This is a genomic window from Sporosarcina sp. FSL K6-5500 (assembly GCF_038005665.1).
In the GTDB taxonomy this organism is placed as follows: Bacteria; Bacillota; Bacilli; order Bacillales_A; family Planococcaceae; genus Sporosarcina; species Sporosarcina psychrophila.
Window position 1 is genome coordinate 3,863,554 of the sequence record NZ_JBBOTP010000001.1, and the last position, 12,118, is coordinate 3,875,671.

The window sequence follows — 12,118 nt, forward strand, 5'->3', positions numbered from 1 at the left end:
TAGTATGAAGAAGACAAAGAGAAATGGGAGGTGCCATTATATAGGTAGATTCACATATTTGTTTTGTCATGAAGCACTGCAAAGGAGGAACTCCATAAATTTTGGAGTCTTTTTTTTATTGCTTATAAGTGTTGGGATTTTCTTGCAAATGTTGGTAAATGGTAATCCTTTAATTGTAATGAAATAATTTAAGTTTGTTAGGGCAAGTGCTGATATAATGGAATTTAACTCTTTGGAATAATCGGTTCTCAGTAAACGCAGGAGGTGACGTAGTCATTTAAGTAATTGGTTATTATGTTAATGGCATACATAGAACTTCTTAACTGGAACGTACGTACTTTTGTGGAAGGGAGTAGAATACATGAAACTGCATTTTTATAATCATGCTTTTGCTAAACTCATAGAAAACTATACACTAACTAGCGAACAGCAACGATTTACGGGAACCCCAAAAGATTCTATTGATCTTTCGAATACGGAAGAGAATCGCTATTCGATTTTAGCGGTAGAAAATGAGCAACTTGTAACGTTCTTTAGCTTACATAAAGGTGAAGGGGTTAACCCTTTTTCTCCTAATGACGATGCTATATTAATTAGAAGCTTTTCAACGGATTTTCATCAGCAAGGTAAAGGTTATGGGAAGAAAGCATTGATGCTTATACCAGAATTTGTTAGAAGTAATTTTATTGGCATTGATGAGATCGTACTAGCTGTAAATATTAAAAATGAGATAGCTCAAGCCCTGTATAAAAAGTGTGGCTATATTGATGAAGGCGTTCGGGAGATGGGGAGAAGTGGTGAACTCATTGTGATGAGCTACCACCTGTAGGGAATTCTTTCATAACGAGCAAGTGGAGGGAATAAACAGTGGACCAACAAGTAATAGTGGAAGAATATCGTAATGACATTTTAGAAAACGTTCATATGGGTGTTATTTGTGGAATCAATGCAGATGGCGATATCCTTTATTCTGTTGGCAACGAAAATCATATGACATTTCTTCGTTCGGCAGCAAAACCATTTCAGGCGATTCCAGTTATTCAAAATGGAGTAGATGACAAGTTCGGACTTACATCCAAAGAAGCTACTTTATTTGCTGCTTCGCATCGTGGAGAAGACTATCACATTGAGGCGCTGGATTCGATTTTACAAAAGGTCGGAATTAATGAAGAGCAATTTTATTGCTGTCCAACCTATCCGCTGAATGAAGAAGCAAAAGCGGACTATCATCGAAAGCACGGGAAGCAGCGAAAGCTTTACCATAACTGTTCAGGAAAGCATAGCGGTTTTATCGCTTTGGCAAAAGTGCTGGGATACGACATTGACGGTTATTGGAAGTTGGAACATCCGGTACAGCAGCTGAGCTTGGCCGCGATGGCTGATATGGCCAATTATCCGAAGAAAGACTTTGGCATTGGAATTGATGGATGTGGATTCCCTGTGTATGCAATGCCGCTTCAGAACATTGCTCAAGCGTACCTGAAACTTGCTTGTCCAGATTTGATTCAGCAACGAGAAATGAGAGAAGCTGTCGTTAAAATTACTCGCTATATGAATGCACATCCGGAAATGATTGCGAGTCATGATTTCATTTGCTCTGTTTTATTGGCGGACCCAAATATCGTTGCTAAAGGTGGAGCTAAGGGCGTGTATGGTTTTGCACTTAAGAATGAGCGAATGGGCTTTGCATTAAAAGTAATGGATGGATCCGAGCTTGTGTGGCCAATCATTATTGCATCTATTTTGGAGCAGATCGGTTATGAAAACCATGAAACGATTGAGCGTTTGTATAAGTTAGCGCCAAAAGAAATTATAAATGATAATAATGTGATTGTCGGGGAAAGAAAAGTCGTATTTGATTTACAAAAATAAAATGCATTCATAGGAGGTGTAACCAAAATGATGTTAGAAATTATAGCTACAAGTTTGACGGATGCAATTGCTGCAGAACGAAGTGGTGCCGACCGATTGGAACTTTGCGCAGCTTTGACTGAAGGTGGCCTAACGCCAAGTTTGGGATTGGTGGAAGCAGTGGTTGCAGGTGTAAATATTCCAGTCCATGTAATCGTTCGGCCACATAGTCGAACTTTTCACTATGATGACAACGATTTAGCTGTAATGATAGCTGACATTCGCCATATTAAACGTGCGGGAGCTGCGGGAGTTGTTGTTGGAGTACTAACTGAAGAGCGTAAAGTGAATACGGATGCCCTCTCACGTTTGTTGGAGGAAACTGGAGAGATGAAAGTCACTTTTCACCGTGCATTTGATGAGATAGAAGATCAGCTGGAAGCTTTAGAAGTCATTGCTCGTTTCCCACAGATTCAGCGGATATTGACTTCAGGGGGACAAGCACCAGCGCCAGAAGCTGCTGAACAGCTGAAAAAGTTGGTGGACAAGTCTAAAGATACTTCTGTCCTAATTTTAGCGGGGAATGGTATGAACCCTGAAACGCTGTCTTCATTGGTGTCTGCAACAGGGATAGAAGAAGTTCATTTTGGGTCGGCTGTCCGTGTTAACAGGAGCTTCATGTATCCGATTGATGGAGCGATTATTACAGCGATAAAAAGTGAACTTGAGCATAGTTAAATTTGGAGAAAAGTGAAATTGTACCTACAAACATTGGGATTACGACAAATGAGATTATAGAAATAATAGTTGAAATAGGTTCGGAGGATCGAATGGAAAACAAAACCTTTATTGGAAATGTGAAATTACTAATACAAATGCATGCTGAAGGGTTGCTTGGTGGTGAAATAATGCCAGAGGATGCTCTGATTGGAATTGTTCCCAAAGATGATTTAATGAATGGACTGACATTAGGAATGGCTTTAAATTATCAAAGAAACTCATATAAATTATGGGAGTCGGTTGCACAAGCTTATTTGGATAAAAGTTCTCGTTGGATCTTTAATCCAAAAGTCGTATCTGAAAGTAATTTGGATGAATTACGTAGTATTTTGGTTTATTACCGAGTTGCTTTACAACCCAATCGCCACCCGGAAATTTGGCAACGTGTGTCTAAGGGAATAACTCAATCATCTCAAAGAGGTGACGTAATAGGATTGATTGAATCTGCTCAATTTGATATAGCCATCTTAAAAAGCATTATGGAAATCAATAGAAAGCCAGAATTTCCATATCTTTCTGGACCTAAGATTTTCAATTACTGGTTATATGCCATGGAAAGGTATACGGGAGTTTGCTGGAGGTCTCGAGAATTGATTACAATAGCTCCTGATACGCATATTTTGAAAGCTAGCGTAAATTTAGGTCTATGTTCTTCTGAGGTATTAGATGGTTCGTCGGATAATAGACAGATAGTTGCTAAATCATGGGAAAAGGCACTAATTGATAGTGAGTTATCTCCAATTGATGTTCATACCCCTTTATGGTTGTGGAGTCGTGCGGGTTTTCCATCTCTTTCAGTCTAATAACTTTGAAATGTTACACAAAAGCTAGCTATTAAAATGAATAGAATTATATGTTTGAGTAAGCAGTAACTGATAATAATAGTGTAGTTACAACTAGATAAGTAAGAGAACCGCTTGTGTTATTAGAATCAAATTATTCCCTTGTATGACATCGGGATAGCAGGATACTTTGATACAAAAGCTAATTAATCTTGACTGACTTTTTGTTCTTAAACCAATTGAATATAGGACGAGTAATCAGCCATTTAACGAAAGTGACTGATTTTTTTGATTTCCCAAAACTGTTGTGATCTCACTATCATTCTGCATATATTAGTGAATAGGGGGATTAGAAAAAAATCTAGTCTTACTCTCTTTATTTATTGACAAAAAAACAGCAAGTTATGTAAGATGATAAAGTTGATTCATAGCTACTAGTACTAGATAAGCTATTGGTCACCGCGTGTAAAAGGAGTGAAAATCGCGCGTTAAATGTAAATCGGAAAACAGTTAAAGCGCCAGTGCTGAAGAAATCGGACGTTACTAATTTTCAGCAGACGAGGTGGAGGAGTATCGAACTTTCGGCGGAAGCCTCCCAATCGCAATTGCCCGGTTGTATTTTTTGCTAGTAAATCATTTGAGCAATCGAATGGACAAAGGAGCAAAAAGGCAAAATCATTCAAGCAATATGTAAGGACACTTCGCTAATTCAGCTGAGGTGTAGTTAAGTATTGCTTATTTTGCAAATATCGGAGGAAAAAATATGTGTGGAATAGTAGGTTATATTGGTGATTTAGATACGAAAGAAATTCTATTAAAGGGACTTGAAAGGTTAGAATATCGTGGGTATGACTCGGCGGGAATCGCACTCCGCAATGAAAAAGGTATTACTGTTATAAAAGAAAAAGGACGTATTGCAGACCTACGTGCAGCAGTGGATTCAACAGTGTTAGCGTCAACTGGAATTGGTCAAACACGCTGGGCGACTCATGGCGTTCCAAATCAAACGAATGCACATCCACATCAAAGTACATCGAGTCGGTTTACACTTGTGCACAATGGTGTAATCGAGAATTATCATAACCTTCAAAAAGAGTATTTACAGGACGTTCAAATGATTTCTGACACGGATACAGAAATCATCGTACAACTTGTTGAAAAGTTTGTTAAAGATGGTATGACTACTGAAACAGCTTTCCGTCACACACTGTCTTTACTCCATGGTTCCTATGCAATCGCCATGTTAGATGCTGATGAGGCAGACACTATTTTTGTTGCCAAAAACAAGAGCCCATTATTAATAGGAGTTGGAGACAACTTCAATGTGGTTGCTTCTGATGCGATGGCGATGTTACAAGTAACAAACCAATACGTTGAACTACACGATCAAGAAGTTGTCATTGTTCGTAAACAAGCAATCGAACTGATGACATTGGATGGCGAAACTATTGATCGTGCACCTTTTACTGCAGAGCTCGATATGAGTGATATTGAGAAAGGCACGTACCCTCACTTTATGCTGAAAGAAATGGACGAACAGCCAGGTGTTATTCGTAAAATTCTTCAAGCATATGAAAACGAGCAAGGTGAACTTGCAATGGATGAGAATATTGTAAATGCGTTTAACGAAGCTGACCGTCTTTATATAATTGCAGCGGGCACAAGCTATCACGCTGGTCTTATCGGCAAGCACTATTTTGAAAAAATTGCTGGTATTCCGGTTGAAGTGCATATTTCAAGTGAATTTGGCTATAACATGCCACTTCTTTCGGAAAAACCGTTATTTCTTTTCATTACACAATCTGGAGAGACTGCGGACAGCCGTCAAGTATTGGTGAAAATAAAAGCGTTAGGCTACCCAAGCATTACGTTAACAAACGCTACAGGCTCCACACTTTCTCGTGAAGCGGATCATACATTACTGTTATACGCTGGTCCGGAAATTGCTGTAGCTTCGACAAAAGCATATACAGCTCAAGTAGCAGTTCTTGCTATCGTAGCTTATGTTGTAGCCAAAAAACGAGGGAAAACAGTAGAAATTGACTTGAAGAAAGAGCTTGCCATCACAGCGAATGCAATCCAAACACTTGTGGATTCAAAAGAGGAAATGGAGCAAATCGCACATGAATTCTTAGCAGTTTCTCGAAATGCTTTCTTCATCGGGCGGAACCTAGACTATTACGTTAGCTTAGAAGGTGCACTTAAAGTAAAAGAAATTTCCTACATTCAAGCAGAGGGCTTCGCAGGTGGGGAATTAAAACATGGGACGATTGCGCTGATTGAAGAGGGCACACCTGTGTTTGCAATTGTTACACAACAAGCAGTGAGTCTCAACACTCGTGGTAATGTTAAAGAAGTTGTCGCGCGCGGAGCGAATCCTTGCATACTGTCAATGGAAGGGTTGGAAGAAGAGAATGATCGTTTTGTTCTGCCCAAAGTGCATGCCTTACTTACACCTCTTGTTGCCGTTATCCCCTTGCAGCTAATTAGCTATTACGCTGCTCTTCATAGAGGATGCGACGTTGACAAACCTCGTAATTTAGCAAAATCAGTTACGGTGGAGTGAGGTTAGTTTGAGTATCAATTTTTTTGATGTGATGTAGCTTTGAAATAAAGTTGTGGATTTAAAATAAAGTCGCGATGTTTGTAAAAAAATGCGACGTTTATAAAAAAGTTACGAAACACCCCTTTGGATTTTTATCCAAAGGGGTGTTTCGTTGTAAAAGGGCTTATTTAATGAAATAGTTGAGTGTAAACTGGATTTATAGAAATAAATGAAATGATATATGGAAGTTTGTTGAGGAATGTACTTAAACTCCTAGGAAAATAAAAAAACTCATATTATTGATAATAGTGCATAAATGTACGAGGGGAGTTGAAACTGTACGGGTTCATTAAGGGAAATCTAAAGTAGAGAGCTTCATTCGTACTCGTTTAGCGCATATGGTGATCGCAATGAAGCCGTACTTCAAGACAGATTAAAGGTATGGAAATTTTTTCTTGGATGCGGAGATATGAATCATCCAAAATGGATAAGATGGTAAACAAAATCATTACGGAATTAATCAAGAAATAAGTTCGGAGTACACGAGTCTCTTTGAATGACTAATGGTTTCAGAACCTGGTATCATTCAATAAAAAGTATACTCGAAGTATTCTATAATTAAGGGAATATAGATTTTAAGGAAGGAGACATTTTACAATGGGAACTTCAAACAGGAGCTTACGAATATGTAGCAACGGACACAACTATTATAAAAGTAGTGATTGTCCAAGCTGTCCGATATGCGAGGAAGAACGTGAGCCGGACAAGGGATTTCTCTCAAAGCTCTCAGCACCTGCAAGGAGAGCGTTAGAGCATCACGGTATTGGAACGTTACAACAACTATCAATGTTTAGCGAAAAAGAAATTTTACAATTTCACGGTATTGGCCCAGCTTCTCTGCCTATACTTAGAAACTCTTTGGAGGAAATTGGATTAGTATTTAAACCTTAAAGACAGGATCGGTCTTCTTATTTTTGCGAAGGTACCAAAGCGAATTCAATGGGATTTATTGTATGAGTGTATCTAGGTCGGTACTACGTGTTTGAATTATGAAATCTGCATACCAATCATTTTCAATTAATGTGGCAATAAATGCCACTTTAGTAATCAAAGAGGAGGTTAATCATGTATATTCCCAAGTATTTTAAAGTTACAGACGTAGATGAAATTAAAGAATTTGTTCAAGAGAACTCATTTGGAACTATTGTTACAATAAAACAAAATAAACCAATTGCTAGTCATTTACCTTTGGCGCTAAATAAAAAAGGAGATGATTATTATATTACCGGGCACATGGCATATGGGAATCCACAATGGAGAACATTCGAAGGCTGTGATGATGTACTAGTTATGTTCCAGGGGCCACATGCTTATATTTCTTCTTCTTGGTACGGGCATGAAAATGTTCCAACATGGAATTATCAAGCCGTACATGTATATGGCATTGCGAGCATTTTGGATGAGGAAGAGTTAAAACAAGACCTAATAATGATGCTACAAAAATACGAGAAGCATCGAAAGAATCCGGTTTTATGGAACAAACTATCTCCTCAGTTAGTAGAAAAAGAACTAAAAGGAATTGTTGGATTTAAAATTAAAGTAGGAGAAATTCAAGCTGCCTATAAATTAAGTCAGAATCGCAATGAGGAGGATTATCTTAACATCGTTGATAAACTGCATGGGGAAGAAGAAACAAGTTCCCAACAAATGGCGAAGGTGATGAAAAAGAGAGTAGAGAATTACGGAGATTCTGATTAATATGTTAATAAATCCGGTAATGGCGTGGAAAATCCTTTCCCTAAACGCCAAATAATGCTTACTTGAAAATCAAAAGGGTATTATTTGGCGTTTAGAATAAGAGGTTCACTAAATAGAAATACAAACAACAAATTGGAACTTCAAATCGGTATAATATCTTTTGGTCATGTCCTAACAAAATTTCTTTCGAGTAAAGCCCAATATAATATAGTTAAGTAGAATAATTCACTTGTGAATATAAGTGTATTCTTATATGATGATTTGAGGAGGGATGACTAATGAATGAAACAGTAACGATTGATATGCAGCAAGCATCGCAACTCTTAAAATTACTCGGAGATCCAACCCGTTTGACCATGATGCAGCTACTCAAGTCACATGAATGCTGTGTGTGTGAATTTGTTGAGATTTTTAATATGAGTCAGCCAGCAATCAGCCAACACTTGCGTAAACTTAGAGATATTAAGGTAGTGAAAGAAGAACGTAGAGGACAATGGATTTTCTTCTCGATTAACAAAAATCATGAAGACTATCCGTTTATTCAAAGCATTCTTGAACAGCTTCCTGAACAGAATGAGTCTATAGCTAGACTGGAAGCGCAAGGGCTTAGAGTTTGCTGCGAGTAGGAAGGGGAAAGGGCGTTGGTTTCAGTAATAATGGCATCATTGATATTCATCATTACAATTATTTTTGTTATTTGGCAGCCTAGAAATTTATCAATTGGATGGTCCGCTTGTATTGGAGCAATAATCGCTTTATTAGTAGGAGTGGTTAACTTTCAAGACGTTATTGATGTTACAGGGATTGTATGGAATGCTACTCTTGCTTTCATCGCCATTATAATCATCTCATTGATCTTAGATGAAATCGGATTCTTTGAGTGGGCTGCCTTACATATGGCTAGATTAGCTAAAGGCAGTGGGATTCGCATGTTTGTTTACGTCAGTATTTTAGGTGCAGTTGTTGCGGCTTTGTTCGCAAACGATGGGGCTGCATTAATACTAACGCCAATTGTTCTTGCAATGGTAAGAAATTTGAATTTCAATGAAAAGATGATTTTTCCATTTATTATTGCCAGTGGTTTTATAGCTGATACCACTTCGTTGCCATTAGTTGTGAGTAACTTAGTCAATATTGTTTCAGCAGACTTTTTCGGTATCGGATTTGTTGAATATGCAACCAGAATGATTGTTCCGAATTTATTTGCATTAGTTGCGAGCATTTTAGTGTTGTTGTTATTCTTCCGTAAAAGTATTCCTAAAGACTATGATGTCTCGGATTTAAAAGAACCGAAGGATGCTATCAAGGATATAAAAATGTTCCGACTAACTTGGCTGATTTTAAGCGTATTACTCTTAGGGTATTTCTCTAGTGGGTTTACGGGATTGCCTGTTTCTATTATTGCTGGGCTTACGGCGATATTCTTTATGGCCATGGCACAAAGAAGTCCAGCTGTACACACGAAGCAAGTACTTAAAGGGGCACCTTGGGCCATCGTTTTCTTCTCTGTTGGGATGTACGTTGTTGTCTACGGATTGCGTAATGTTGGTCTTACAGCTGTATTGGGCGATGTCATTCAATTGGCAGCCAATCAAGGACTCTTTATTGCAACGATTTCTATGGGATTTATTGCAGCGATATTGTCCTCACTTATGAATAATATGCCTACGGTCATGATTAACGCGTTAGCTATATCAGAAACGACTACGACAGGTCCTATTCGCGAGGCTTTGATTTATGCAAATATCATCGGATCGGATTTAGGTCCCAAAATAACGCCAATCGGTTCGTTGGCCACTTTACTATGGCTACATGTTTTATCTCAAAAAGGTGTGAAGATATCTTGGGGTAGCTATTTTAAAATCGGAATTATTTTAACGGTTCCTACACTTCTGATTACACTAATAGGACTGTATTTATGGCTGTCAATCATACAATAAAACACAAAAGGTGGCTTTAATTATGTCGAAAAAAACACTCTATTTCTTATGTACAGGTAACTCATGCCGTAGCCAAATGGCTGAAGGTTGGGGCAAAAAGTATCTTGGTGAAGAATGGCAGGTTCTCAGTGCTGGAATTGAAGCACATGGAGTTAATCCAAATGCTGTCAAAGCCATGAATGAGGCTGGCGTCGACATTTCGAATCAAACTTCGGATAGTATTGATCCACAAATCTTAAATGATGCAGATTTTATCGTCACGCTTTGTGGGGATGCTGCTGACAAGTGTCCGATGACACCACCCCATGTAAAGCGTGATCATTGGGGATTTGATGATCCTGCAAAGGCAGAAGGAACGAATGAAGAGAAGTGGGCTTTTTTCCAACGTGTTCGTAATGAAATTGGTGATCGTATTAGGTACTTTGCTGAAACTGGGAAATAAATAATTAATAAAGGTCGAGAGAAACCATCTCTCGACCTTTATTCCGAAATGCATATAAGTATATTATTATCTTTTTATGAAGGGGTCGATCCCAAGATGAATATCTAACGTACGACTTTGAATCAGAACAAAAAGTGGAACTGGATTTACCAAAAACAGGAGTATGCAATGTGAATCTGACACCAATAAGCAAGAACAGTCTTGATGCTGTTAAGTCAGCTAATGATTCTGCAATAATATAGGCGTTAGGTGATGAGATGAATAAAGAGGATCATGATTTTTATGCAAAAGGAAAAGTATTGTAAACCATTAGTCTTAAAAATAGAGTTGGATTAGTATTGAAGGGAAATCGAAAGCCTCAAGAACGCAACTGGGAGGGGATGGAAGAACGTGATATGCATTGACATACCATTAGGAACAAGTTAGTATAATTTTAAGCTTTGAAAGGAGCGATAGAGGTGGGATTTTTACAACTATACTGATCGATATGTACATATTTTGTTAACCACTCTTTTGAGGGGTTATTTGTTGTGCGTACTAGGTTAGATAGGAAGTAGAAGCTTTATCGCTCTACAGATATCTTTACCATTTTTTAAGTACGCAGTAAAATGCGTACTTTTTTTATAGACTCAGGGAGACAGGTGCTATAGTCGTTTCTAAGCAGTCGCATTGTGATTTTATGATTTGGAGGGATTTCACTATGATGATGTTACTTTTCTATTGATACGGGCTTAGTAAGTCAAGCTCGTATCGGTGAAGAATCGATACGCAAATTCAGGAGGTATCGATTATAATGGAAAATAGAAATTGGAAACGAAAATTTATTGCGTTATATACAGGACAGTTTTTCTCATTGCTGAGTAGTGCCGCTGTTCAATTTAGTATTATTTGGTGGTTGACAGATACAACGGGTTCTCCACTTGTATTAGCACTGGCAGGGATAGCCGGCTTTTTACCGCAAGCCTTGCTCGGTCCATTTGCAGGGACGATTGTTGATCGTCATTCCCGTAAAGTGATGATGATTTTAGCAGATCTGATTGTTGCACTGGGTAGTTTATTCTTGTTTTTATGGATGTATTATAGCGAGCCAAATATCACGTTAGTCATACTTGTGTTAATTGTTCGATCCCTTGCGACTGCTTTTCATATGCCGGCAATGCAAGCTTCTGTACCATTGCTTGCACCAAAAGAGCATCTTACAAAGGTTGCAGGCTGGGGGCAGATGGTGAGTTCAATGACCAATATTGCAGGACCCGCAGTAGGGGTGTCGTTACTGGCAGTTAGCTCCCTTGAATGGGTGTTATTGTTCGATGTTTTTGGCGCTATTATCGCTTGTAGCGTGCTATTGTTCATCCGAATTCCGAGCGTAACAAGAACAGAAGAAATGGCCACTGATAACTTGATAGCTGAAATGAAAGAAGGCTATCATGCGATTGTGAAACATCGCCTTGTCCTAAAGCTAACCATCGTGATGATCGTTGTAGCTGTTCTATTCATTCCCGTTGGAACTTATTTCCCGCTTATGGTACGGAATCATTTTGAAAAAGGCGTAGTAGAAGCAGGTATCGTTGAGATCGTATTTGCAATTGGTTTGATTGTAGGCGCTTCGTTTTTAGGTGTACTGGGAGATCGGTTCGATAAGGTTAAAACAATGGCAGCAGGCATGATCTTGATGGGCATTTCCTTATTTATTTCCGGTCTGCTTTTGCCGTCGATGTTCTATGTGTTCGTAGTGATGAGTTTTTTAGTCGGTTTAGCTGGTCCATTATTTTCAGCGCCATTCTATGCTTTTATCCAAGCGGAAATTGAACCTCAATTGCTTGGACGGGTATTCAGTTTTGTGACAAGTCTATCGTTATTGGCAGCACCAATTGGATTAGGTTTAGCTGGATTTTTTACGGAACTCACGAATGTAGCCGTCTTCTTTAGCGCGGCAGGTCTCCTTATTGTTCTAAATGCGGCAGTGACTATAAAAGTGAAGTAGGAGGAAGCGACATGCAATTTTTATTATTCTTTTAAT

At 38.5% G+C, this 12,118-nt stretch carries 11 protein-coding genes; all 11 read left to right on the plus strand.

The features are described 5' to 3' along the window. Nucleotides 1-361: 361 nt before the first annotated feature. The 11 genes from MKX62_RS18350 (at nt 362) to MKX62_RS18400 (ending at nt 12,082) form a co-directional block, all read left to right on the plus strand. Nucleotides 362-829, plus strand: coding sequence for a GNAT family N-acetyltransferase (locus tag MKX62_RS18350; RefSeq protein WP_067208863.1), 468 nt, complete (start codon nt 362-364; stop codon nt 827-829). A gap of 38 nt (nt 830-867) precedes the next feature. Further along, nucleotides 868-1,872 (plus strand): asparaginase, encoded by a 1,005-nt coding sequence (locus tag MKX62_RS18355; RefSeq protein ID WP_340742046.1) that lies wholly within the window; start codon nt 868-870, stop codon nt 1,870-1,872. A 27-nt stretch (nt 1,873-1,899) separates the two neighbouring features. Beyond that, nucleotides 1,900-2,589 carry a copper homeostasis protein CutC gene (locus MKX62_RS18360; RefSeq protein ID WP_187047688.1) on the plus strand — a complete coding sequence of 230 codons (690 nt, stop codon included), beginning with the start codon at nt 1,900-1,902 and terminating at the stop codon, nt 2,587-2,589. 92 nt (nt 2,590-2,681) lie between these two features. After that, nucleotides 2,682-3,434 carry a hypothetical protein gene (locus MKX62_RS18365; RefSeq protein ID WP_340742047.1) on the plus strand — a complete coding sequence of 251 codons (753 nt, stop codon included), beginning with the start codon at nt 2,682-2,684 and terminating at the stop codon, nt 3,432-3,434. A gap of 742 nt (nt 3,435-4,176) precedes the next feature. Next, a complete protein-coding gene (gene glmS, locus MKX62_RS18370) occupies nt 4,177-5,979 on the plus strand; it encodes a glutamine--fructose-6-phosphate transaminase (isomerizing) (RefSeq protein WP_340742048.1) in 1,803 nt (600 codons plus the stop codon). A gap of 636 nt (nt 5,980-6,615) precedes the next feature. Beyond that, nucleotides 6,616-6,909, plus strand: coding sequence for an RNA polymerase alpha subunit C-terminal domain-containing protein (locus MKX62_RS18375; protein WP_340742049.1), 294 nt, complete (start codon nt 6,616-6,618; stop codon nt 6,907-6,909). A 174-nt stretch (nt 6,910-7,083) separates the two neighbouring features. Further along, nucleotides 7,084-7,716, plus strand: a complete 633-nt coding sequence (locus MKX62_RS18380) for an FMN-binding negative transcriptional regulator (RefSeq protein WP_067208875.1) — start codon at nt 7,084-7,086, stop codon at nt 7,714-7,716. Between the two features lie 278 nt (nt 7,717-7,994). Further along, on the plus strand, nt 7,995-8,342 hold the full coding sequence (locus tag MKX62_RS18385; RefSeq protein WP_067208877.1) for an ArsR/SmtB family transcription factor: 348 nt from the start codon (nt 7,995-7,997) through the stop codon (nt 8,340-8,342). Nucleotides 8,343-8,357: 15 nt separating this feature from the next. Beyond that, nucleotides 8,358-9,656, plus strand: a complete 1,299-nt coding sequence (locus MKX62_RS18390; protein ID WP_304627124.1) for an arsenic transporter — start codon at nt 8,358-8,360, stop codon at nt 9,654-9,656. Between the two features lie 22 nt (nt 9,657-9,678). Next, complete coding sequence (gene arsC, locus MKX62_RS18395) at nt 9,679-10,098, plus strand: arsenate reductase (thioredoxin) (protein WP_067208883.1); 420 nt, start codon at nt 9,679-9,681, stop codon at nt 10,096-10,098. Between the two features lie 793 nt (nt 10,099-10,891). Then, entirely contained in the window at nt 10,892-12,082 is a 1,191-nt protein-coding gene (locus MKX62_RS18400; protein WP_340742050.1) for an MFS transporter, read from the plus strand. Nucleotides 12,083-12,118: the final 36 nt, after the last annotated feature.

What these genes read in the sequence shown, in the direction of transcription:
- glmS (WP_340742048.1), top strand. Translation starts at nt 4,177, where the DNA reads ATGTGTGGAATAGTAGGTTATATTGGTGATTTAGATACGAAAGAAATT.
- MKX62_RS18350 (WP_067208863.1), top strand. Translation starts at nt 362, where the DNA reads ATGAAACTGCATTTTTATAATCATGCTTTTGCTAAACTCATAGAAAAC.
- MKX62_RS18400 (WP_340742050.1), top strand. Translation starts at nt 10,892, where the DNA reads ATGGAAAATAGAAATTGGAAACGAAAATTTATTGCGTTATATACAGGA.
- MKX62_RS18360 (WP_187047688.1), top strand. Translation starts at nt 1,900, where the DNA reads ATGATGTTAGAAATTATAGCTACAAGTTTGACGGATGCAATTGCTGCA.
- arsC (WP_067208883.1), top strand. Translation starts at nt 9,679, where the DNA reads ATGTCGAAAAAAACACTCTATTTCTTATGTACAGGTAACTCATGCCGT.
- MKX62_RS18365 (WP_340742047.1), top strand. Translation starts at nt 2,682, where the DNA reads ATGGAAAACAAAACCTTTATTGGAAATGTGAAATTACTAATACAAATG.
- MKX62_RS18375 (WP_340742049.1), top strand. Translation starts at nt 6,616, where the DNA reads ATGGGAACTTCAAACAGGAGCTTACGAATATGTAGCAACGGACACAAC.
- MKX62_RS18385 (WP_067208877.1), top strand. Translation starts at nt 7,995, where the DNA reads ATGAATGAAACAGTAACGATTGATATGCAGCAAGCATCGCAACTCTTA.
- MKX62_RS18380 (WP_067208875.1), top strand. Translation starts at nt 7,084, where the DNA reads ATGTATATTCCCAAGTATTTTAAAGTTACAGACGTAGATGAAATTAAA.